The sequence below is a fragment of the Streptomyces sp. NPDC031445 genome, from assembly GCF_055581365.1.
This window is the reverse complement of sequence record NZ_JBVIJO010000015.1, coordinates 66118-88699: the sequence shown is the minus strand read 5'-3', so window position 1 is coordinate 88699 and position 22582 is coordinate 66118. Positions and strand designations below refer to the sequence as shown.

Below are 22582 nucleotides of genomic sequence, written 5' to 3'. Positions count from 1 at the left end.
GGCTCCCGACTTCGGGGAGGACGAGAGCCGGCTCCCGTACGACGCGCAGGAGCCCGCCCCGGGTACGCCCGCCGCGCGACCCGAGGCGGCGTAACCCCACACACGACGACCCCGGCCCCGCACGACCGCGGTGCCGTCGTCACCGGCGCCGACGCCGGCGCGGATGGTCGCGCCGGCCGAGTCCCGGCGGCTGCTCGGACCCGGTGCCGGCGTCACCGACCGTGGAATGGGCCGCCCCGTGATGGCCGCCCCCGCGAGGACCGCGTCAGTCCGTGGTGGCCGGGGTGTTCGGGAGCCAGGCTGCGAAGATCTCCGGGAGCCGGCCCAGGTCCTCGGCCGTGACCGTGACGAGACGCAGGCCGTGCCGGCGGGCCAGCTCCCGCTTGCGCGTGACCTTCGCCGCGTACGCCTCCCTCGTCAGCAGACCCAGCGCCTCGACGAACGTGCCGTCCGCCAGGCGCCAGTCCGCCCGCAGACCGGTCGTGTTGAGTTCCGGGTCGCGCGGGTAGGCGGGCTCCGGCTCGTGGGCCACGCCCCAGTGGTGGAGGAAGTCGTCCACGTGCCGCTCGAACAGGGAACGGCACAGGTGCCCGTCCGTCGCCCTGGTCGCCGTACCCATCGACGTACGGACCCCGTCCGTGAGAAGCCCCGCGTGCCCCAGCCACTCCGTCCAGGTGCGGGCCGGGCGCGCCGGCCGTGCGCTCAGCAGCGCGGAGGCGGGGCGCGGCACCAGGAAACGGCAGAGCATCGCCTCGTCGACCAGGCCGGGACGCTCGAACGGGACGCTGACGCGGTCGAGTTGGGCGAGGGACGGCGGCCCGGAGAACTCGGTCCCGGCGAGCCGGCGCAGCGCGTACACGACCGCCTCCGTCCACGCGCCGTCCTCGCCGGTGTCCCGCAGCACCCCGTTCCTCGCGAGCGCACAGCAGCCGTGGCAGTAGAAGAGCCCCGGGCGCGCCGACTGGGCGGAGCGCCCGCAGAGCCGGCACGGCCCGCGTCGCGACAGGTCCACCGGGGCCCCGAACAGCGCTTCCAGGGCGCGCCGGTAGTACGGGTTCTCCGCCGCGTCGTCGGCGAGCGGCGGCAGCGCGCTCCCGGCCGTCGCGGTGGCCGTCCCGCCGGGCTTCGCGTCGAGCCAGCGGCGGTGGGGCTCCGGCACCAGCCGTCGCACGGCGTCCGTCACCCGGCTGGAGCGGCTGACCGGACTGACGGCGCCCGGCGCGAACGCGGCCCGGGCGTTGTGCCGTTCCACCTCCGCGGGCGGTGCGCCCCACGTCACGAGCAGCGGCCGCACTCCGTGCCGGCGCAGCAGCACCGTCAACGCCTCGGCGAGCGGCGCCGCGTACACGGTGAGCGTCCCCGAGTCCGGGTCGAACCAGCCGGCTTCGGCGAGCGCGTCCCGTGCCCGCCCCGGCTGCGGGAGCCGGATCGACCACGTGGCCGGGCCCACGACGACCACCGCGTCCGGGAAGGCGCCGAGAGCGGCCAGGTCCCCGGGCGCGTCCACGTCCACCCCGTGCGCGCGCAGCGCGTCGAGCGCCTCGGCGCGCAGTCGCTCGTCGACGAGGGTGAGCGGGCCGTCCGGTTCGTGGTACTGCCCGACCTCCACACCGGACTCGTCCAGGACGAGGATCCGGGTGTGGTGGAAGACGGATCGGGTGACGGCACGCAGGCCGCGCCGGCCGTGCGCCGCGTTCCGGTACGCCTCCCAGGACTCCAGGAGCGACCGTGCCCCGGCGTCCCGGCGCCGCCGCGCGCGGTCCCGCTCGGTCTCCCGCCCCCAGGTCCCGCCGGCGGCCCGGTGGCTCAGACCGGCCCGCAGCCGGATGGCGAGCCGCTCGGCCAGCGCCCGGCGCAGGCCCCGCTCGACACCGGCCGGAGTCTCCTGCCGCGCGTCCGGGGCCGCGTCGTGCTCCGCCAGGTACGCGTCCACGAGGGCGCGTACGGTCCGCCGCCCGGGGAGCAGGAGCCGTACCGGGCCGACCGCGTACCCGACGGCCTTCTGCTCCGCCCACGACACCGGCTCGCGGCGGCTGGGCCGCCAGTCCGCGCCGGCCCCGCCGTGTCCGTCGCCCTCGTCGCCGTGGGAGTCGTCGCACTCCTCCTCGTCGAAACGGCTGTCGCTCTCAAGGTCGTGGAGCTCGATCCACCCCTGGCAGCCGACGGGCGTGCCGGTCTCCTCGGTGAGCCTGCGGATGCTCTCACCGGTGACGTCCAGGGCGCTGTCGTAGAGGTAGCCCAGGTGCCGGTCGAGAACGGACCCGCCGTCCTCGGGCGGGGCGGCGACGGATACGGCCGCGTGTCGTAGTCGTTGTCGGGCCGGGGGACGAGACTCACGCGTACGGGTATGACGGCGTCGCACTCCGCCTCGCGCGGTGCCGGCCTGACGCGCTCCTTCCGCAGCCGGCTCAGGACGAACGCGCGCAGGGCGGGGACGCAGTCCTCGAAGACGGCGAACCCCAGGGCGTGGTCCTCGGCCGGATCGCCCGGGATCATGAGCAGACCGGCGTCGGGGGCGTACTGGATCGCGTCTCGGCTCGACATCTCCGGATTATGTCAGAGGCATATGCATATTCCACGACGAGGCGGGAGGCGTCCTCTGACGGCAGGCGTCCCCGGCGCGTTCAGGACGGCCGGCGTCGCCGTGCGGGCCTGTCCGGCGGATCCTGGCTGATGGTCGACAGCAGGTGCGCGACCAGGGGGTTGCGGTCGCCGGCACGCCAGGCGACGGCGACTCGGGTACGGGCGGTGCCGGGTTCGATCCTGCGGAAGGCGACGCCTTCGAGGCGGATGCGCCGGATGCCCGCCGGGGCCAGGGAGACGCCCAGGCCGGTTTCCACCAGGGCGCACACGGTGTTCCACTCCACCGCGTGCTGGGCGATCCGCGGTGTGAAGCCGGCCGCCGCGCACAGGCCGACGATCTGGTCGTACAGCGTCGGGCCGACCGTGCGGGGCAGCAGCACGAAGGGCGAGTCCGCCAGCTGGGCGAGCCGTACGGTCCGGTGCGCGGCCAGGGGATGGGCGGACGGCAGCACGGCCACGAAGGGCTCGCTGAGTACCGTACGGAAGCCGAGTTCCGCCTCGTCGGTGGGGGGTTCGCGCAGCAGACCGATGTCGATGGTCCTGTCGTGCAGGGCGGCGATCTGCGGAGCGGTGGTCATCTCGCGGATGTCCAGGTGCACGCCGGGGAACCGCTGCCGGAACGTGCGCAGCAGTCCGGGCAGGACGGTCAGGGCGAGGGAGGCGGCGAAGCCGATCCGCAGGCGGCCGGCCCGGCCGCCGCCGACGGCCCTGGCCGTGGCCAGGCCGTCCGCGAGGTCGGTCAGTGCCCGCCGGGCGGCGGGCAGCAGCGCGCGGCCGGCCGGGGTGAGCGTGACGCGCCCCGGTTCTCGGGTGAACAGCGCGTGCCCGACCTTGTCCTCCAGGCGGCGGATCTGCTGGCTCAGCGGCGGCTGGGCGATGCCCAGGCGGGCGGCCGCGTGGCCGAAGTGCAGTTCCTCGGCGAGCACGACGAAGGCGTGCAGCTGCGGGAGGGCGAGTTCGGGGCGCTCCATACGCCCAGAGATATCAGGCCATGCCCCGGCCGTATTAGACGTGTCTGCGCCGGCCACCTAGCGTTCGGCGCATGACAGAGCGACACGCGGTCCTCGGCGGCTCGACGTTCGAGGAGCAGATCGGCTACGCCCGCGCCGTGGTCGACGGCGACTGGGTGCATGTGTCCGGGACGACCGGCTTCGACTACACCACCATGACGATCTCCGACGACGTGGTGGTGCAGGCCGAGCAGTGCCTGCGCAACATCGAGGCCGCGCTGGCCGAGGCGGGGTGCACCTTCGCCGACGTGGTGCGGGTGCGCTATCTGCTGCCCGACCGCGAGGACTTCGAGCCCTGCTGGCCGGTCCTGCGCCGCTGCTTCGGCGACGTCCGGCCGGCCGCCACGATGCTCGTGTGCGGTCTCGCCGACCCGCGGATGAAGATCGAGATGGAGGTGTACGCGCGGCGGCGCGTCCCGCCGCACGACGGTGCCATGAGCGACCACGCGGCAGCGCCCGTCACGCCCGTCGGGGCGTATGAACCCCCTTACTACGTGGCGGTCTTCACCACGGTGCGCACCCCGCACCAGAGCGGCTACAGCGAGACCGACGCGCGTATGGCGGAGCTGGTGAAGGACGTCCCCGGGTTCCTGGGGATGGACCACGCGCAGACCCCTGGCCGACTGGGCATCACCGTCGGCTACTTCCGCGACGCCGACGCCCTCACCCGGTGGCGGACCGACGTCGAGCACCGCGCGGCGCAACAGCGCGGGCGAGCCGAGTGGTACCAGAGCTACACCCTGCATGTGGCGAAGGTGGAGCGGAGCCACGGGTTCACGCGATCCGACGGGGCCTAGTCCAGTCGTCGTCCTCGTCACGGGTGGTGGGCTCGTACCCGGCAGCGCGAAGCGTCGCCAGCTGCTGGTCGGCCCAATCCTCCGTCTCCACGAAGGGCCCGCTCGGGTCCAGCAGAAGGGGATCCCCGTCTTCCCGGACCCAGCCCCATGTCCCGTCGTCCCGGCGCAACGAGGTCAGCTCGAATCCGGGGCCGGGTCCGGCCGCACCGACCTCCGCCAAGAAGGTGCGGTACTTGCCAGGAGGCCCCCAGCCGTGTGCCCGACGCCGGGCCTCCACCATCGCGATCACACGTTCCCGGACTCCCGACCGGCCTGACTGGGTGTCCACTGCTCCTCCTGTCGACGGCGAGCACGGACGTCGGTCCATGCCACCGACAGCGGAGGTTCGCCACTTGGCGTCGCCAGGGCAGCTCGGTGGGTGTCCACGCCAACCCGGCTCTCGCCCAGTGGATGCCGAGTGCCCGAACCCGCGGGTCCGGCCGACCGCCGATGTGCTGGCGATCCTCCCCTTCCTTGCCGGCGATGAAGTCGGCTGCGACGTCGGCCTACGGGAGGTGCAGGGCCAGGAGCGACTTGATGTGTTCTGCGGCTTCCGGCGCCGTGGCTCGGACAAGGCCGAGCACAGCGCCACCCAGCGCCGGCTGCTGCTTCTGCTGGGCAAACGGCAGCACGTGCAGCATCTGAGGTGGCTCGCGCAGGTGCCGCCGGCCATGTGGCTGTGGTGGGACGGCCACTGAGGACGCCTCCCGCGCGGTGGGGCAGGGCACACGGCTCGACCGACATCGACGGCCCGCGCGGCCGAGCCCTCTGCGCCGCGAGCCCGCTGTCGCAAGAGCGCCCGGACTCCGGGCGGTCGCAGTCCCGACTCTCTGATCACGCGCACGCCCGCGTCAGTCACCGCGCGAGGTCGAGGGGGGAGCGAAGCAGTCTTTCCCGGCTTGAGACACGTGTTCAGCCGAATTGAGGATGGCGGGGTCCACGGCGGGCGGCAGCATGGAGGACACCGACGGTCGATCGCGGCGGTGGCGACCGGCCGGCTCTCCCTGTTCGCCTTCGGCTCGCACAGGGACGGCCGGCGGAAGCGGTGCTCCACGACGCCTTCGTAGGGCCGGCCACACCGGGAACGGTGAGCCGATGACACTCGAGGAGGCGTCGGGAGGAGGGTTTGTGAGCCCGGCCGGGTGCCGGGCTCACAAACCCTTGAACGGGTGAACCGGCGGCAACAGGGGGGAACGCCCGCGGACCGTACCGCAGCACGCGTGGCCGGCGGGACGTCACCGGCCCCGGCCGTTCCTCCGCCGTTGCCACCGGTGCCGCCCCGGCCCCGGCCTTCGCATGGATGCCGTCGCCGTGCTGCTCAGCGTCGCGGTGCCGCGGACCGGTGACACGCCCGTAGGCAGTCGCCGTGCCGGCCGGGCGTGCGCCTCGGCCGAGGATGAGGCAACTGAGTGCCGGAACACTTCATGCGCAGTGCCTGGTCCCCCCGAGCGCCACGGACGAGGCTGGTGCCGCGAAGACCGCTTCTGTCTTCCGCGGCGGCGGTGCGCCGGGTTCGACCGGCACCGTCCGCCCGCGCAAGGAGCACCGACGCTCGGAGACCGCAGCAGCACTCGTGGCGGGCCGCGGACACGGGGAGTGCCTTTTCAAGGACCTCCTCGCCTTCCGCTGGGGCCGGGAGCCGTACTGAGGCGAGAGCGGAGCGGACACACCTCGGCTGCGACTGCGCGCAGCCGAGCGGACAGGGGAGTTGCGGCAAGTGTCGACCAGCTGGGGGCAGGACACGGTGAAGGCATCGATGCCGTTGGTGGGACGGGGCCTTGAGACGCGGGAGCTGGATCACCTCGTGGACAGGTGGGCAGCCGGAGATCAGGCCGATGCGGCAGGCGGCCGTGCCGAGGGGCAGCTCGGTCAGGTGCGCGGCGGGAGCGGCCACCTGCTGATGGTCGGGGACCCAGGAGTGGGCAAGAGCGCTCTGGTCGCGCACGCGGCCGTCCGGGCGCGTGGGGCGGGGCTGGAGGTGATGCGGCTGGTGGGGCTGGAGAGCGAGCACGACCTCGCCTTCTCCACCCTGCACCAGCTGGTGGACCCACTGGCCGGGTACGTGGAGCGGCTGCGGTCCCATCATGCTGCGGTGCTGGAACAGGCGCTCGCCTGTCGGGGCGGCGATCGGCCCAGCAGGCTGGCCCTGTCCAGCGCGGTGCTCGAGCTCGTGCGCCGAGCGGCCCGGGAGCGCCCCTTCGCCGTGCTGGCGGAGGACATCCACTGGATCGACGTGCCCAGCGCCGAGGTACTCACCTTCCTGCTGCGCCGCCTGAGCGGCGGCGGACCGCGATTCCTGCTGGCGGCCCGCACCGGACGCACCGGGCCGATCGACACGAGGGACGTGCCGCGGCTGAACGTCGCGACGCTGGAGCCAGGAGCCGCGCGTGAACTGCTCGACCTGCGCCACCCGAAACTCGACCAGTCGCTGCGACGCCGGGTGCTGGCGGAGGCCCAGGGCAACGCGCTGGCCCTGGTGGAGCTCCCCGCGCAGCTGACACCGGCGCAGCGCGAGGGATCGCAGGAGCCGCCCGCGCACCTGCCGTTCGGCCCCGGTCTGAACGACGCGTTCGCCGAGCCCGTGCGGCGGTTGGACGCCGGCGCCCGCATGGCGCTGCTGACGGCGGCCTTGACCGGCGAGCACGCCGGCAACATGGCCGGCCTGCGCGCGGCGATGACCGGCGCTGGGCAGCCCTGGGAGGAGGAATGCCTGGACCCTGCCGCGGCCGACGGTGTGATCCACCTCGACCACGCCGCCGGGAAACTGACCTTCCGGCACCCTCTCTTCCGCGCCGCCGTGCTGTCCACCTCGCCTCGCGCGTGGCACCGCGTCGCCCACGCCAACCTGGCCGGGGCACAGGGCGGCGGACCGGACTGGAGCGCCTGGCACCTTGCCCATGCGGTTGAGCACCCCGACGAATCGGTCGCAGGCGGACTCGTCTCGGCCGCACGGCGGTTTCTGGCGCGCGGTGAGGCCGCGCAGGCTGCCGCAGCCTTCCGGCGCGCGGCGCAGCTGAGTGGCGAGGAGCCGGCGCGCATCAGGCGCATGGAACAGTCCGCCCTGGCCGCGGGCCGGGCCGGGCTGGTCGCCACCACGCAGCGGGCACTGGCCGGCGGCGTCCCGGGCTCGCCGGAGGGCAGGACGGCGGCCGGCTACGTGATGCTCCACCGCGACGGCGACGCGGACGGGGTCTTCCGCACTCTCGCACCGTTGCTCGGCGACGGTGCGCAGACGTCGCACGAGCACGATGCGGCGCCGCTCGACCCGGCACCGTTGGACGAGGCCGCGCTGGACGAGGCGTTCTTCCTGCTTCTCGACGCCGCCATGTGGACGGACCGCCCCGCACTGTGGACCCGGTTGCACACCTGGCTCGGGCATGTCTCGCCGGCCGCCCGGCTCTGCTTCGAGACGGTGAACAGCCCGGCCGCGACGCCCCAGGGCACCCGCCGCGAACTGGAACGGCACAGCGCGCTGCTGCGGCCGGATTCCCCCGCGCCGGCGATCGAGGGGCTGGTCCGCGCGAGCATCGCGCTGGACTGCTTCGGCGGCCACGAAGGGGCATGGCGAACCCTGCTCGGCAGCGCCTTCGACAACAGCCGAACCGTCGGCCTCGCCCGCTGCTGGGACGCGTACCTGCGCGGCGACTGGGAACGTGCCCGGACGCTCTCCCACGCGGGGCGGCTCCGCAGCGAGGAGCGCCTCGACCACTTCGGCGCGTCACTCTTCGACCACGTGGCGGCGCTGGTGGCCGCCGGACGAGGAGACGAGGAGGCACTGGCGCAGGCGCACCGCCGCATCGACGCCTTCGCCGCCCCGCGGCAGGTCAGCCTCCTGGCGTCCGCAGTGCCCGAGACCCTCGCGCGAGCCGCCGCCGGGCGCGGCGACTTCGAAGAGGCCTATGCGCAGGCCGCCGCGTGCACACGGCCGGGACGGCTGCCCCGGGCCGTCCCCCACGCCCACCGCGCCTTCCTGGACCTGATCGAGGCCGCCGTGCGCACCGGCCGCGTACACGAGGCACGCCTGCACCTGGAAGCCGGGCGGGCTGCCCGGATCGGCGGCGTCTCCGTCCGCCACCGGCTGATCCTCGGCCTCGGCACGGCACTGCTCGCCGACGGGGCGTCAGCCGGCGAGCACTACCAGGAGGCGCTGGCTCTGCCCGGGGCCGCCCAGTGGGCCTGGGAGCATGCGCGCGGACAACTGCTGTACGGCGAGTGGCTGCGCCGGCGCCGGGTGAACACCACGGCGCGCCCCCACCTGACCGCCGCAGCCGCTGCCTTCGACCGGCTCGGCGCCGCCCAGTGGGCGAGGCGGGCGCGCGGGGAGCTGCGCTTGACGGGAGTCGCCGTGTCCGCGCCCGAGCCGGGGAAGACCGCGGCGATCACTCCCCGCGAGCTGCGGATCGCGGAGCTCGCGGCCGGTGGGTTGTCGAACAAGGAGATAGGAAAGCGCCTGAACATCTCCTCGCACACGGCCGCCTCGCACCTCTACCGGGTCTTCCCCAAGCTCGGCATCACCTCCAGAGCCGCCCTGCGCGACGCCCTCCGCCAAGCCGAGGACCGCGCCCGGCCCCGTAACGGCAGGCAGGCTCCTCCAGGGCGTGTTCCGACGGCCCCGTCCGCGTAGCGACGCCCGGCACGCGCGCAGGCGGCGTGGTCGGTAGCGCCGGGACACATCCGGTATCCGGGCCGTCCTCCGCCTTGCGACCGCACCCGTCGGACGCCGCCGCGCCGCGCTTCGCGCGGCCGACGCCACGTTCGAAACACGCCCTGGCACCGTCAGCCTCCCGGATCGCCACCCGCTCCCCACGGGCGTGCCGGGCGTTCCCGGTTACCCGGCGCACCCGCGCGCGAGCGGCTGGTGCCAGGACGGGGTCGGCGCGGCTGACCTGGTGAAAAGGGGCGACCGGCCGCAGGAATATGATCCGTCTCGACAATGTCGGGTGAACCTCGGGGGGACGGATGGAGGCGCCGGACTTCGGCGGCATGCTGCGTGAGGCCAGGTCGCGGGCCATGCTCACCATCGAGGGCCTGGCCGAGGCTTCAGGTCTGAGCGTACGAGCGGTCAGCAACCTGGAGCGTGGGCGCAGCGTGCCCCGGCCGAGCACCCTGGCCGAGCTGATGGACGCGCTCGGCCTGGACGAGGACGAACGCCGTGCCCTGGCCGACGCGGCCCGCGGCCAGACCTCGTCCGTGGCCTCGGTGCCCCGGCAACTGCCTCCCGACCTGCGGATGTTCCGGGGGCGCGAGGAGGTCCTCGCGCGGGTGCTGCGGCTGACCGACGAGATCGGCACCCGGCCGGGACACGCGCTGATCACCGCGGTGAGCGGTATGGGCGGGGTGGGCAAGACCACACTGGCCGTGCACTGGGCACACCGGGTCGCCGACCGGTTCCCCGACGGCCAGCTCTACGTCGACCTGCGCGGCTTCGACCCCGCCGACGCCGCCGTGGAGCCGCAGGAGGTGCTGGGCGGGTTCCTGCGCGCGCTGGGTGTACCGGCCGACGCGGTGCCCGAAGGTCTCACTGCGCGTGCCGCCTGCTTCCGCGAGCAGGTCTCGCAGCGTCGCCTGGTCCTGCTCCTGGACAACGCCCGCGACTCCGAGCAGGTGCGGCCGCTGCTGCCGGGTGCGGCCGGTTGCCTGACCGTCGTCACCTCCCGGAAACGGCTCACGGGGCTCGCCGCACTGAACGGCGCACACACGGTCGACCTGGACGTGTGGACGCACGAAGAGGCGATGGCGGGCCTGGCGGCCCGCATCGGTGCCGACCGCACGGCCGCAACACCTGAGGACGCGGCCGAACTGGTCGAGCTGTGCGGGCGGCTGCCACTGGCCGTCGCCGTCATCGGCGCCGGCCTGGCCGCCGAACCCACCCTCCCCCTGCGCACGGTCGTCGAGGAACTGGCCCAGGCCGCATCCCCGCTGGACGCGCTCACCACCGACGATCCGCGCGCGGACGTGCGGGCGGTGCTGTCCTGGTCCTATCGCGCACTGGACCCCGCCGCCGCCCGCCTCTTCCGGCACCTCGCCGCACTGCCCGGTCCGGCGTTCTCGGCCGAGGCGACCGCGTCGGCCGCGGGCGTGCCCGTACCAGAGGCGCGCCGCCTGCTGCGCGCCCTGACGACGGCGAGCCTCCTCGCCCGCGACGCCGAGGGCGGCCACGTCCTGCACGACCTGGTCCGCGCCCACGCGCAGGACCTGTGGCAGCAGGCGGACGACGACCGCTTCGCAGCGCAGCAGCGCCTGCTGGAGTACCTGCATCACCACGCGCGTGCAGCGAACAGCGCCCTGGGCAGTACCCGCCAGGGCGCCGATCCGTACGAACCACCGGGCCCCGGCGTCGCGGTGGTGCCTCTTCACGACCGTGAGCAGGGCGCGGCCTGGTTCGCGCAAGAGGAACACACCATCATGGCCGCCCTGCGCACGGCGAACGATGATCGCCTGCTGCGGTTGCGGATGCACCTGGCGCGCGTGTGCACCCACTACTTCCAGGCGCGCGGGCGGTGGGCCGACGAACGGGCCGTCCAGCGCCTCGCCCTGGACACGGCGCTGCTCCTCGACGACGCCGGGAGTGTCTGCGCGTGCGCCGGCGCGCTTGCCTACGCGCTCGCCGCTTCCGGCGACCACGACCAGGCCGACGCGGTCATCAAGGTGGCCGAGGGCCATCTCGATCGTGCCCCGGTGCTGGAGCAGTCTCACACCCGGCATCTCATCAGCCTGGTGCGCGAGCAGCAGGGCCGGTATGCCGAGGCACTCGAACACGCCCGAGCCGCACTGGAACTCGACCGATGCCTGGGGGACCCCCATTTCATCGGCCGGGGACTCAACACCGTCGCCTGGTGCCTGACGCTGACGGGCCGCCACCGCGAGGCGCTGGCGGCATGCGAGGAGGCGATTCCGCTGCTCCAGTCGGCCGGCTACCGCCTGATGGAGGCCGCCACCTGGGACACCCTCGGTTACGCGCTCCAACAACTGGGTGAGCCGCGCGAGGCGGTCGCCTACTTCGAGACCTCCGCCCGGATGTACGGCGAGGTGTTCAACCGTTACCAGCAGGCCGCGGTGCTCGGCCACCTCGCAGAGGCACGCCTGGACCTGGGCGAGCGCGAAGCCGCCCGCACGACGTGGCTGCGCGCGGCCGCAGTGCTGGACGAGCTCGGCAACCCCGAAGCCGACGCGATGCGAGCCCGTGCCGACGCCGTGAGCGGCCCTGCCTCGGACCGAGCGGTCGATGTCCCTCCGGGTTCTGAGGACGGGATCTGACACGGCCGCGTGCCGGGCTGTTGTGGGCGTCGTGACCTGTCCGGGCCTCGGGCCGCCCCGCCGTCGCCGGCCGCCGGAGGGTGTCGCACGAGACGGTCGGCCGGCCGTCGAACGCCCCCCGGGCACCATCGACGCCCGCCTGCACCGGACCACTCGAACCTCGAAGTACTGACCTGGTCATTCGGCTGATGGCTCGTGGCGGTGCTGCCGCCACACTGGCGTGGACCGGGGCGAGCCGGCGGTGGCGGTCACCTTCGTCGCCTTGCCCCGCCCGAGCGTTGAAGGAGAACTTGATGTCGCGTGCCGTGGTGATGAACGGATACGGTCCGCCGTCCGTGCTGAGGTGGGCCGAGGTGCCCATGCCAGAGCCCGCCGAGGGCCAGATCCGGATTCGCGTGAAAGCCGCCGGAATCAGCCCGACCGACCTCGCGATCCGCTCCGGAGCGCTCCGCTTCCCGCTGGGCGACCCCGCGGTCCTGGGCTATGAGGTCGCCGGGACGGTGGACGCCGTGGGGCCCGGTGTCACGGGTACCGCCGTGGGCGACGAGGTCGCCGCCTTCCTGTTGGGGCGCGGCGGCTACGCCGAGTACGCGCTGGCGTCCGTCTGGGCGCACAAGTCCGCGTCCGTGTCGTGGACGGACGCCGCCGCGATCCCCGGCTCCGTCGAGGCTGCGGCCCGCGTCCTTCGCCGGCTCCGCATCGTGCAGGGTGAGCGGCTGCTGGTGCTGGGCGGCGGCGGTTCCGTCGGCCTGATCGCAGTGCAACTGGCCCTGATGATGGGCGCCGAGGTGGTCAGCGCCGTCGGTCCGCAGGACGACGCGCTCACCGAGGAACTGGGAGCCCTCCCGGTGCGCTACGGCGCCGCACTGGTGAGCGCGGTAAGGGCGTCAGGGCGGGTGGGCGCCGTCTTCGACGCCGCAGGGACAGGGGTGCTGGCGGACGCCGTCGCGCTGGCCGGCGGCCCGGAGCGGGTCATCACGCTCTCGGACCACGACGCGGCCCGCTTCGGCGTCGCACTGTCGGGGCCGACCGTCGAGCACGCGGCTGACGCGGTCGGCGAAGGCCTGCGGCTCTTCGCCGAGGGCAGGCTCCGCATCAAGGAGCGGTACCCGTTGCCGATGCCGGACGCGGCCGAGGCGCACCGGCTCCTGGAGAGCCGGGAAGTGCGCAACCGGATCATCCTCACCCTCGACTGAGTTCGCCTGCGGGGCGCGATGTGCCGCGGTCGTCGTCCGTGGGACCGAAGACCTCTCCGGGGTTGTTCCTGCCCGCGTGTGCATGCCTGGTGCTGTGGCGGTCGACCGGTGTGGCGGTGCCATCCGGGATGGCGGCGGAAGTGGCTGCGCCGTTGGCGAGCACAGGGTGAGGCATGCCTGCACGATCGTTCCAGCCGACCACGGCCTGGGCCTGGACCACTTCGAAGGCCGCACCTGGCGCGGCTGGCACCACCACGCTGCCGGCCGCCTACAGGGCCCGCGCCACGAGCAGGGCCACGTCGTCGTGGTCGTCGGGGTGCCGCAGGCCGTACAGCAGGAGGTCGCAGGTCTCCTCCAGGGGGCGCTCGGGTGCGTCGAGGAAACCGAGCAGGGCGTTCAGCCGGTCGTCGATCGGGTGCTGCCGGGTCTCGACGAGGCCGTCGGTGTAGAGCACGAGCAGGTCGCCGGGCCCCAGCTCGGCCGTGGCGGTCTCGAACCGGATGCCGCCGACACCGAGCGGGGCACCGCAGGGCAGGTCGAGCAGCCTCGCCTCCTCGCCGGGGCGGGCCAGCGCGGGCGGCAGGTGTCCCGCGTTGGCCATGCGGCACTGTCGCGTGTGCGGGTCGAACACGGCGTAGAGACACGTCACGATGTAGTGCTCCAGATCGCAGGTGATCTTGTCCAGGTGCTGGAGCACCTCGCCGGGGTCCAGGTCGAGGTCCGCGTAGGCGCAGGTGGCGGTGCGCAGCCGGCCCATCGTGGCGGCGGCGTCGATGCCGTTGCCCATGACGTCCCCGACGACCAGGGCGGTCTTGTCGCCGGTGAGGGGGATGACGTCGTACCAGTCGCCGCCCACCTCGCTGGTGGCCTGCGCCGGCTGGTAGCGGGAGGCCAGGAGCAGGCCGGTGTGGTGCGGCGGGTGGTCGGGCAGCAGGCTGCGCTGGAGGGTCAGCGCGGTGTTGCGCACGCTCTGGAACCAGCGGGCGTTGTCGATGGCGACGGCCGCACGGCTCGCCAGCTCGCCGGCCAGGATGACGTCGTCCTCGTCGAACGGGGCCGGAGTGCGGGTGCGTTTGAGGTCGAGGGCGCCCAGCACCTCGCCGTGGGCGATCAGCGGCACCGCGAGATACGAGTGGACGCCGGAGCGCGCGAGCAGCGCCGCGGCCTCGGCGTCCCGGGCGATCCGCCGCAGATCGCGTTCGCCGACGTGCCGCACCAGGACCGGCCGGCCGGTGTGCACGCACAGCGTGACCAGGCGGTCCCCGTCGTAGGAGGCCAGGTCACCGGGGTGGTCGGCCGCGCGCAGCGCCACGGTGGGGTGGGCCGCGCTCAGGGCGAGGGCGCGGAACAGCTCCGGGCCGCCCGCCGGCTCGCGCACGCGGCGGCAGGCCAGGGCGGAGTCGAGTACGTCCACGGCGACCACGTCGGCCAGTTCCCGGCTGGCGATCTCGGCCAGCTCGGCGGCGGTCTGCTCCACCTCCAGGCTGGTGCCGACGCGCGTGGAGGCGTGGGCGATCAGGGCCAGCCGGCGTCGGGCCCGGTCCGCCTCGGCGGCGGCGCGGTGCCGTTCGGTGACGTCGACGACCGACGCGGCGGCGCCGAGCACCCGCCCGCCCGGGTCCTCCAGGCGGTAGAAGGACAGCGACCAGGCGTGCTCGTGCTCGGGGTCGGAGCGGGGCCGGCCCACGTGGTACTGGTCGAGCAGCGGGGTGCCGGTGGTGAGCACCTGGCGCAGCGCGGACTCGACGGTGTCGATGTCGGTGAAGGGCAGGGTGTCCCGCAGCCCGCGGCCGAGGTGGTCCTCGGCGGGGATGCCGTCGATCCGCTCCAGCGCCGGGTTGACCAGCAGGTACCGCAGGTCGGGGTCCATGAGGGCGAGACCGATCGGGGACTGGTTGATCAGCCGCTCGCACAGGGCGAGGTCGGTCTCGACGCGCTGGAGCAGACTGTGGTCGGCGGCGAGCCCGAGGGCGTAGACGTCCCCGAGGTCGTCGAGCAGCCGCATGTTGCGGAACTCCATCAGGCGTGTGCTGCCGTCCTTGTGCCGGATGGGGAACGCGCCGGCCCAGCTCCGGCCCGTCTCCATGACCTCCGCGAACAGCTTGACGACCCCGTGCAGGTGCTCGGGGTGGATGATCAGGCGGGCCGCCGGTCGGCCGAGCGCCTCGTGCGCGGAGTAGCCGAACAGGTCCTCGGCCTGCGGGGTCCAGAACACGATGCGCCCGTCGGTGTCGAGGACCAGCGCGGCCACGCTGAGCACGTCCAGCAGGCTGGTCCGCCGGGGCCGGTCGGCGTCGTAGGCGCCGTCGTCGGACGGGAAGGATTCGGCTGTCATCCCTGAGCCTCCTGTCCCGGCCGGCGGCGCCCGGCCCAGGTCCCGGTCCCGGCCGGACCCGGCCCCTTCCATGCTGCCCCCGCTCCTCCCGGGGGGCGATACAGCCCCGCTTCCCGCCCACGGGACCGTGCGTATCAACCGCACAAGCAGGACCATAGTCATGTAAAGGAAGAACCTCATGAATCCTGTGCGAAACGGCTCCGATCCCCGCACGCCCCCCGGCGCACGCGAGCCCTTCGACGCGTCCTCCGACGCCGCAGGCGTGCTGTCCGGCCGCGGCATCGTGCTCGGCTGGACCCGGGGCGCCGAGGACCTGTCCGGCTACCCGGCGGCGGAGGTCACCGGCCGGTCCGCCGCGCGCCTGGCGGCCGTGCCGGAGGACCCCGTGCGCGTCGCCGGCATCGCCGAACGGTGCCGGGCCGGGAAGGGATGGAGCGGCCTCGTCCCCGTACGGCACCGCGACGGACACCGGTTCGAGGTCGACCTGCGGGTGTCCGCCGTCTTCCGCATACACGGCGAGGAGTGCTTCCTGGTCTCGGCGCGCGAGCGACGGCAGCGCTGGTCCATGGGCGAGTCGGTCCTCGACGGCTTCCTGACCCGCTCGCCGGTCGGCATGGCGGTGGTGGACCGGCAGCTGCGCTACGTGTGGCTGAACGACACCCTGGAACGCCTGGGCGGCGTGCCCCGGGAACAACGGCTGGGGCGCCGGCTGAGCGAACTGCTGCCCGGGCTGCGGACCGACACCCTCGAAGGGCTGATGCGGAAGGTCCTGGAGACCGGGGTCCCGGTCACCGACTACGAGTACGTCGGATGGAGCTGGTGCGACCCCCACCGCCGGCACGCCTACTCCACTTCCTTCTTCCCCCTGGTGGACGCGGACGAGTCGGTCACCGGCGTCTGCTGCATGGTGCTGGACGTCACCGAGCGGTGGAACGCCCGCCGGCTGCTGTCGCTGGTCAACGAGGCCGGTACCTGCATCGGCCGGACGCTGGACGTGATGCGCACGGCCCAGGAGCTGGCCGACTTCACCGTGCCCCGCCTCGCGGACTTCGTCGTCGTCGACCTCCTGGAGCCCGTCCTCGGCACGGCGGGACAGGGGGCGTGGCTCGCCGGCGCGGGACCGGCGCCGGAGCGGCCGGTGCTGCGCCGCGCCGGGATGAGTTCGGTACGGGAGGGCTGCCCGGAGGCCGCGGCGCGGATCGGCGACCGGGTGGACTTCCTGCCTCCGCCGCGCGACCCCGGCATGCTGATCAGGGGTGAGCCCACGCTCGTCCCGGTGCTCGACCCGGCCGACGACCTGGAGCCCGACCGGGTCGGCAGCGCCCGGGAGTTCGGACTGCACTCCCTCGTCTCCGTGCCGATGCGGGCCCGGAACACGGTCCTCGGCCTCACCACGTTCGTCCGCTCGGTCAACCCCGTCTCGTTCCAGCCCGACGACGTCCTGGTGGCCCAGGAACTGGTGGCGCGGGCGGCGCTGTGCGTCGACAACGCCCGCCGCTACAGCCGGGAGCACATGGCGGCCGTCACGCTCCAGCGCAGTCTGCTGCCCCACGCCCTGAGCGGCGGCACCGCGCTGGAGGTCGCCTCGCACTACCTGCCCGCGGGCCCGGCGGGCGGGGTGGGCGGCGACTGGTTCGACGTGATCCCGCTCTCCGGTGCCCGCGTGGGACTCGTGGTCGGCGACGTGGTCGGTCACGGCATCACGGCGGCGGCGGGCATGGGCCGGCTGCGCACCGCCGTACAGACCCTCGCGGACCTGGAGATGCCGCCCGACGACCTGCTGGCCCATCTCGACGACCTGGTGCTCCGGCTCAGCGAGGAGGAGACCGGCGACGGGGCGGCCGACGACGGCGCGAGCGCGTTCCTCGGGGCGACCTGCCTGTACGCCGTCTACGACCCCGTCACCCGGCGGTGCACGATGGCCAGGGCCGGCCATCCGCCGCCCGTCCTCGTCACACCGGACGGACACGTCGCCTTCCCCACCCCGCCCGCCGGTCCGCCCCTCGGGCTGGGCGGCATCGGATTCGAGACGGGCGAGATCGAACTGCCCCCGGGCAGCCTCTTCGGCCTCTACACCGACGGCCTGATCGCGGCGGCCGACCGCGACGTGGAGGCGGGCATGGCCCGGCTGGGCGAGGCCCTGGCCCGTCCCTGCACCGACCTGGACTCCCTGTGCCGGACCGCCGTCCAGCGCGTCGCCCCGGGCCCCCGGTCCGACGACATCGCCCTGCTCCTGGTCCGCACGCACACGGTACGGCCCGACCAGGTGGCCTCCTGGGGCGTCCCGGCGGACCCGGCCGCCGTCGCCGACGTCCGGACCCGCGCCGCCCGCCAGGTGGAGGCATGGGGCTTCGGGGACCTGGCCGTGACGACGGAACTGATCGTCAGCGAACTGGTCACCAACGCCATCCGCTACGCGGCCCCGCCGATCCGGCTGCGCCTCCTCCGCGACGCCCGCCTGACCTGCGAGATCTCCGACGGCAGCAGCACCGCCCCGCGGCTGCGGCACGCCCGCAGCACCGACGAGGGCGGCCGGGGGCTGTTCCTGGTGGCCCAGCTCGCCCATCGCTGGGGAGCCCGGTACACACCCGACGGGAAGATCATCTGGGCGGAACAGGAGCTCCCGTGAGCGGGCGGACACGGGTCAGGGCAGGATGGAGTCCACGTAGCCGCCGTCGACCCGCAGCGCGCCCCCCGTGGTGGCGGAGGCGTGCGGCGAGCTGAGGTAGACGACCATGTTGGCGATCTCCTCGGGCTCGATGAGCCGCTGGATCAGGGACTGCGGCCGGTACTTGACCATGAACTCGCGCTGCGCCTCCTCCCAGCCCAGCTCGTCCCCGATGAGTTGCCGTACGAAGTCCTCGACGCCGCCGGTGTGCGTGGGCCCGGCGATCACGGAGTTGACGGTGACACCGCTGCCGGCGGCCTCCTTGGCGAAACCGCGGCTGACCGCCAGCAGGGACGTCTTCGTCATGCCGTAGTGGATCATCTCCGCCGGGATCACCACGGCGGAGTCGCTGGCGACGTTCACGATGCGGCCCCAGCCGCGTTCCCGCATGCCGGGCAGGCAGGCGCGGATCAGCCGGACCGCGGACAGCACGTTGACCTCGAAGTAGCGGACCCACTCGGCGTCCTCGATCTCCAGCGGCGGGGCGGCGCCGAAGATCCCGAGGTTGTTGACGAGGATGTCGATCCGGGGCACGGCGTCGAGCACGGCCCGGGCGCCGTCCGCGGTCGCCAGATCGCCGGCCGCGCCCACGACATCGGCCGCGCCGGCCTCGGCCCGGACCTCCTGCACGGCCTTCTCGACGGTCTCACCGCGACGGCCGTTGACGACCACCCGCGCGCCGGCGCGGGCGAGGCCGACGGCGATGGCCTGGCCGATGCCCTGGGTGGAGCCGGTGACCAACGCGGTCCGGCCGGTCAGGTCGATGTGCATGGCGAACCTCCTCGACAGGTACGGGTGTGGGGGGCGGGGGTGGTACGGCGCTCAGTTGAACGTGTCGGGGTCCGGACCGGTCCGCAGGCCCCGGTCCAGCGCGGCCAGGCTCCGCAGGTCCTCCTCGGTCAGCTCGAAGCCGAAGACGTCCAGGTTCTGCCGGATGCGCTCGGGCGTCACCGACTTCGGGATCACGATGTTGCCGATCTGGAGGTGCCAGCGCAGCACGACCTGTGCCGGGCTCACGCCGTACCTCGCGGCGAGGTCCGTCACCGCCTGGTCGCCGAGGACCGCACCCTGCGCGAGCGGGCTCCACGCCTCCGTGGCGATGCCGTGCCGCTCGTGGAAGGCGCGCAGTTCCTCCTGCTGCAAGCCGGGGTGCAGCTCGACCTGGTTGACCGCGGGAGTGACGCCGGAGTTCTCCATCAGCCGCTCCAGGTGGGCCACCTGGAAGTTGGAGACGCCGATGGCCCGGGCGCGGCCCTCGCCGAGGATCTTCTCGAAGGCCCGCCAGGTGTCGGTGTAGAGGTCGCGGGCCGGGGCGGGCCAGTGGATGAGGTAGAGGTCGACGTAGTCCAGGCCGAGCTTGTCGAGGGAGGCGTCGAGGGCCGCGAGGGCCGCGTCGTAGCCCTGGTCCTCGTTCCACAGCTTGGTGGCGACGAACAGTTCCTCGCGCGCGATGCCGGACTCCGCGATGGCCCGGCCGACGCCACGCTCGTTGCCGTAGATCGCGGCCGTGTCGATGCTGCGGTACCCGGCCTGGAGCGCGGTGGTGACCGCCGCGGTGGTCTCGTCGTCGGGGACCTGGAAGACACCGAAGCCGAGCTGCGGCATCTCGATGCCGTTGTTCAGCTTCACGTTCGGGGTCGGGTTCATGTGTGCCGTCCTTCCGGGAGTGCGCCGCATACCGGGTGCGAGGGCGTCCCGTCTGGGTACCCCCGTCGCACCGTCCGAGGCGGCCGTTGTACGTTCCAGGCGTGAGCGATCAATGCGCGCACGCCTTACGGTCGCCGACAATAGTTGCAGGCGCGGTATACGCGCAAACGCAAGCAGTCCTGGAAGGGGTGCGCCTACTTGGATTCCACCCGCCCGAACGCGTCCGGGCCGGTGGTCAGCGCGTTCTGCGCGTCCCGCCACGCGCTGTCGCCCGGGTCGAACGCGCTGCGCAGGTAGGCGGAGGTCAGCCGGGCGAGCGCGGCGACCCGGCCGGGGTGCTCGTCCGTCGTCTCGGCGGCGTCGTACCCGGCGACCCCGCCCAGCCCGTGCTCCGCGTCGAACAGGGTGAGCAGCGTCTTGGGGGCCGGGGCCAGGTGGAACGGGTCGGCGTGCCAGGCCGGGCCCATGTCCGTGAAGTGCCGCGAGTCGTCCTTGTCCCCGGCGACGACCAGCGCGGGCGTGGTCATGGCGGAGAAGTCGAGGGTCCTGAAGGCCGGCAGCCGTTCCGCCATGGACCCGTTCAGGGCGTCACCGCCCCGGCCGGGCGCGGCCAGCAGCACGCCCCGCTTGATCCGGGGCTCGGGCAGGCGCACCTCGCCGCCGTCGTCGGGGTCGGTGAAACGGGCGCCCAGCAGGAGGCTCGCGGTGAAACCGCCGAGCGAGTGCCCGGCCACGGCGACGCTGCCGTGGTCCAGGCGCCCGGCGAGTCCGGGTACGGCGTCCTCGATCGCTTCGAGACGGTCGAGGACGTGGGTCATGTCCTCGGCGCGGGAACGCAGGAAGAAGGGCGCTCCGGGAGCGTCCGCGAGCAGCGGGGCGAGCGTGCTGGAGCTGAGGTGGGTGGGCTGCACGACGGCGAAGCCGGAGGCGGCCCAGAGGTGGGCGAGCGGCGCGTAACCGTTGAGGGAGGACAGGTTGTTCGAGCTGCCGTGTCCGTGCGAGAGCAGGACGACGGGCAGTCCGGTCCCGGTCGCCGGTGCGGTCACGCGCACCTGGAGGTCGACGGGACGTCCGGGCACGGTCAGCACCACCGGGCTGTAGGAGAGCACGGGGGCCGGCGGGGTGACGGTGGAGGCGGATGCGCTCATGGATGCGGCCTTCCTCGGGTCCGGCAACGGCCGGAACGGGTCCGGCATCGGCCGGAACGAAACGGAACGTTGTTCCGCTTGACTGGCGACTACGATACGGAACGTCGTTCCGCTTCACAAGTGCATGCGGAACATTGTTCCGCTTAGCGGCGGCGAGAGGCAGGGAGGCAGAGCGGTGTCCACTTCAGGCCAGACCGGACCGGCGCCGGGCGCGGGCCCGGGCAAGCGGGCCGACGCGGTGCGCAACCAGCAGAAGCTGCTGGCCGCCGCCGCCGAGGTGTTCGTGACCTCCGGCGTCGACGCGCCGATCCGCGAGATCGCGGCCAGGGCGGGCGTCGGGATGGGGACGATCTACCGGCACTTCCCGACCCGGGCCGATCTCGTCGTCGCCGTCTTCCGGCACCAGGTCGAGGAGTGCGCCGAAGCGGGCCCGCGCCTGCTGGCCGGCACTGGCTCGCCGCTCGCGGCGCTGCACCAGTGGATCGGCCTCTTCATCGACTTCCTGGTCACCAAGCACGGGCTCGCCGACACACCGCAACCGGACGGCAGCGGCTTCGCCGCGCTCCACACCTACTTCCTCGACCGCCTGCTGCCCGTCGCCGGGCAACTGCTCGACGCGGCGGTGGAGGCGGGGGAGATCCGGCCCGGCGTCGAGCCGTACGAACTGATGCGCGGCATCGGCAACCTCTGCGTCGGCGCCGACAACGACCCCCGCTACGACCCCCGCCGCCTGGTCGCCCTGCTCCTGAAGGGACTCCAGGCACCGCCGTCGGCGCGGGGCTGACCGCCGAGGTCGCGGCGGCCTCCGGCCGGGCGTGATCCTGGACCGGGCGCCCCCGCCCACCGGGAACCACCGGAAGACGACGAGAGCAAGGAGCACCCATGCGCTACCGCAAGCTCGGCAGTTCGGACCTGGACGTCTCGGAGATCTCCCTCGGGTCCTGGCTCACCTACTCCGGCGGCATCGAGGCGGACGCGACCCGCGCCTGCACCGAGGCGGCGTTCGACGCCGGCATCAACTTCTTCGACACCGCCAACGTCTACGGCCGAGGGGCCGCCGAGACCGCGTGGGGCGAGATCCTCTCCGCCCACCCCCGCGACTCCTACGTCCTGGCCACCAAGGTCTACTTCCCGATGTCGGACGACCCGGCCGACCAGGGCCTGTCCCCGGCGCAGATCGCCCGGCAGATCGACGCCTCCCTCACCCGGCTCGGAACCGACCACGTCGACCTGTACCAGGCGCACCGCTTCGACCCCACCGTGCCGGTCGAGGACACCGTCGAGGCGTTCCGGAAGGTCGTCGAGCAGGGCAAGGCCCGCTACATCGGATTCAGCGAGTGGACCCCCGAACAGATCCAGGCCGCGGTCGACGTCGCCGGCCCCGGCCTGTTCGTCTCCTCCCAGCCGCAGTACTCCATGCTCTGGCAGGCCCCCGAGGCCGAGGTCTTCGGACTCTGCGCCGCCCACGGCATCTCGCAGATCGTGTGGTCCCCGCTCGCCCAGGGCGTCCTCACCGGAAAGTACGAGCCCGGGCGGCCCGTACCGGAAGGCAGCCGCTTCGCCTCCGCCGACATGGCCGTCTCGAAGGACCTCGTCCACAGCGACGCCACCCTGGAAGCGGTCCAGCGGCTCGTCCCGATCGCCGAGGAGGCCGGGATGAGCATGGCCACGCTGGCGCTCGCCTGGGTCCTGCGCCGTGGCGAAGTCGCCTCCGCCATCACCGGCGCCTCTCGCCCCGAACAGGTCCACGCCAACGCCGGCGCCTCCGGCGTGGACCTGTCCGACGACCTGCTGACCGCTGTCGACCGGGCGCTCGGCGACGTCCCCGTCACCGAACCGACCCTCGCCCCCGGCGCCCGGCGGGGCGTCCTGCACCGCTGACCGGCCGGGCACCGGCGGCGG

Annotated in this window: 15 protein-coding genes and 1 pseudogene; 9 read left to right on the top strand and 7 right to left on the bottom strand. The window is 73.6% G+C overall.

Features of this window, described 5'->3' with window-relative positions; all coding sequences use genetic code 11:
• Nucleotides 1-265 precede the first annotated feature (265 nt).
• Nucleotides 266-2362, bottom strand: coding sequence for a hypothetical protein (locus tag ACZ5DC_RS32910; protein ID WP_468658822.1), 2097 nt, complete (start codon nt 2360-2362; stop codon nt 266-268).
• A 262-nt stretch (nt 2363-2624) separates the two neighbouring features.
• Nucleotides 2625-3554, bottom strand: coding sequence for a LysR family transcriptional regulator (locus ACZ5DC_RS32905; RefSeq protein ID WP_468658820.1), 930 nt, complete (start codon nt 3552-3554; stop codon nt 2625-2627).
• Between the two features lie 71 nt (nt 3555-3625).
• Here ACZ5DC_RS32905 and ACZ5DC_RS32900 point away from each other — a divergent pair.
• A pseudogene (locus ACZ5DC_RS32900) lies at nt 3626-4003 on the top strand (RidA family protein); the annotation flags it as partial.
• 24 nt (nt 4004-4027) lie between these two features.
• Nucleotides 4028-4390 carry an antibiotic biosynthesis monooxygenase family protein gene (locus ACZ5DC_RS32895; protein ID WP_468659110.1) on the top strand — a complete coding sequence of 121 codons (363 nt, stop codon included), beginning with the start codon at nt 4028-4030 and terminating at the stop codon, nt 4388-4390.
• Here the strand turns inward: ACZ5DC_RS32895 and ACZ5DC_RS32890 are convergent.
• A complete protein-coding gene (locus ACZ5DC_RS32890; RefSeq protein WP_468659124.1) occupies nt 4368-4610 on the bottom strand; it encodes a hypothetical protein in 243 nt (80 codons plus the stop codon). The genes ACZ5DC_RS32895 and ACZ5DC_RS32890 overlap by 23 nt on opposite strands.
• A gap of 226 nt (nt 4611-4836) precedes the next feature.
• Here ACZ5DC_RS32890 and ACZ5DC_RS32885 point away from each other — a divergent pair, with 226 nt between their 5' ends.
• The 4 genes from ACZ5DC_RS32885 (at nt 4837) to ACZ5DC_RS32870 (ending at nt 12882) form a co-directional block, all read left to right on the top strand.
• On the top strand, nt 4837-5127 hold the full coding sequence (locus tag ACZ5DC_RS32885) for a hypothetical protein (protein ID WP_468658818.1): 291 nt from the start codon (nt 4837-4839) through the stop codon (nt 5125-5127).
• 1106 nt (nt 5128-6233) lie between these two features.
• The gene (locus ACZ5DC_RS32880; RefSeq protein WP_468658816.1) at nt 6234-9053 is read left to right on the top strand and encodes an AAA family ATPase; all 2820 of its coding nucleotides are present in this window, start codon (nt 6234-6236) and stop codon (nt 9051-9053) included.
• Nucleotides 9054-9388: 335 nt separating this feature from the next.
• The gene (locus ACZ5DC_RS32875) at nt 9389-11686 is read left to right on the top strand and encodes an ATP-binding protein (protein WP_468658814.1); all 2298 of its coding nucleotides are present in this window, start codon (nt 9389-9391) and stop codon (nt 11684-11686) included.
• A gap of 293 nt (nt 11687-11979) precedes the next feature.
• A complete protein-coding gene (locus ACZ5DC_RS32870) occupies nt 11980-12882 on the top strand; it encodes an NADP-dependent oxidoreductase (protein WP_468658812.1) in 903 nt (300 codons plus the stop codon).
• Between the two features lie 268 nt (nt 12883-13150).
• Here ACZ5DC_RS32870 and ACZ5DC_RS32865 read toward each other — a convergent pair whose 3' ends face one another.
• Nucleotides 13151-15217, bottom strand: coding sequence for a SpoIIE family protein phosphatase (locus tag ACZ5DC_RS32865; RefSeq protein WP_468658810.1), 2067 nt, complete (start codon nt 15215-15217; stop codon nt 13151-13153).
• Nucleotides 15218-15395: 178 nt separating this feature from the next.
• Here ACZ5DC_RS32865 and ACZ5DC_RS32860 point away from each other — a divergent pair, with 178 nt between their 5' ends.
• A complete protein-coding gene (locus ACZ5DC_RS32860) occupies nt 15396-17846 on the top strand; it encodes a SpoIIE family protein phosphatase (RefSeq protein WP_468658808.1) in 2451 nt (816 codons plus the stop codon).
• Between the two features lie 15 nt (nt 17847-17861).
• Here the strand turns inward: ACZ5DC_RS32860 and ACZ5DC_RS32855 are convergent, their stop codons facing one another.
• The 3 genes from ACZ5DC_RS32855 to ACZ5DC_RS32845 form a co-directional block, all read right to left on the bottom strand.
• Nucleotides 17862-18656: an SDR family NAD(P)-dependent oxidoreductase gene (locus tag ACZ5DC_RS32855; protein WP_468658806.1), complete on the bottom strand. Its 795-nt coding sequence runs from the start codon at nt 18654-18656 to the stop codon at nt 17862-17864.
• A gap of 51 nt (nt 18657-18707) precedes the next feature.
• Entirely contained in the window at nt 18708-19532 is an 825-nt protein-coding gene (locus ACZ5DC_RS32850; RefSeq protein ID WP_468658804.1) for an aldo/keto reductase, read from the bottom strand.
• Nucleotides 19533-19726: 194 nt separating this feature from the next.
• Nucleotides 19727-20680, bottom strand: coding sequence for an alpha/beta hydrolase family protein (locus tag ACZ5DC_RS32845; RefSeq protein ID WP_468658802.1), 954 nt, complete (start codon nt 20678-20680; stop codon nt 19727-19729).
• A 175-nt stretch (nt 20681-20855) separates the two neighbouring features.
• On the opposite strand from ACZ5DC_RS32845, the gene ACZ5DC_RS32840 reads away from it, so the two are divergent.
• Both ACZ5DC_RS32840 and ACZ5DC_RS32835 read left to right on the top strand, forming a co-directional pair.
• On the top strand, nt 20856-21464 hold the full coding sequence (locus ACZ5DC_RS32840) for a TetR/AcrR family transcriptional regulator (protein WP_468658800.1): 609 nt from the start codon (nt 20856-20858) through the stop codon (nt 21462-21464).
• Nucleotides 21465-21562: 98 nt separating this feature from the next.
• Nucleotides 21563-22561 carry an aldo/keto reductase family protein gene (locus ACZ5DC_RS32835; RefSeq protein ID WP_468658798.1) on the top strand — a complete coding sequence of 333 codons (999 nt, stop codon included), beginning with the start codon at nt 21563-21565 and terminating at the stop codon, nt 22559-22561.
• Nucleotides 22562-22582 lie beyond the last annotated feature (21 nt).

Bases quoted from the DNA above. Each gene is read 5' to 3' on its own strand.
- ACZ5DC_RS32860 (WP_468658808.1), top strand. From the start codon at position 15,396: ATGAATCCTGTGCGAAACGGCTCCGATCCCCGCACGCCCCCCGGCGCA.
- ACZ5DC_RS32905 (WP_468658820.1), bottom strand. From the start codon at position 3,554: ATGGAGCGCCCCGAACTCGCCCTCCCGCAGCTGCACGCCTTCGTCGTG.
- ACZ5DC_RS32835 (WP_468658798.1), top strand. From the start codon at position 21,563: ATGCGCTACCGCAAGCTCGGCAGTTCGGACCTGGACGTCTCGGAGATC.
- ACZ5DC_RS32870 (WP_468658812.1), top strand. From the start codon at position 11,980: ATGTCGCGTGCCGTGGTGATGAACGGATACGGTCCGCCGTCCGTGCTG.
- ACZ5DC_RS32865 (WP_468658810.1), bottom strand. From the start codon at position 15,217: ATGACAGCCGAATCCTTCCCGTCCGACGACGGCGCCTACGACGCCGAC.
- ACZ5DC_RS32855 (WP_468658806.1), bottom strand. From the start codon at position 18,656: ATGCACATCGACCTGACCGGCCGGACCGCGTTGGTCACCGGCTCCACC.
- ACZ5DC_RS32875 (WP_468658814.1), top strand. From the start codon at position 9,389: ATGGAGGCGCCGGACTTCGGCGGCATGCTGCGTGAGGCCAGGTCGCGG.
- ACZ5DC_RS32895 (WP_468659110.1), top strand. From the start codon at position 4,028: ATGAGCGACCACGCGGCAGCGCCCGTCACGCCCGTCGGGGCGTATGAA.
- ACZ5DC_RS32850 (WP_468658804.1), bottom strand. From the start codon at position 19,532: ATGAACCCGACCCCGAACGTGAAGCTGAACAACGGCATCGAGATGCCG.
- ACZ5DC_RS32845 (WP_468658802.1), bottom strand. From the start codon at position 20,680: ATGAGCGCATCCGCCTCCACCGTCACCCCGCCGGCCCCCGTGCTCTCC.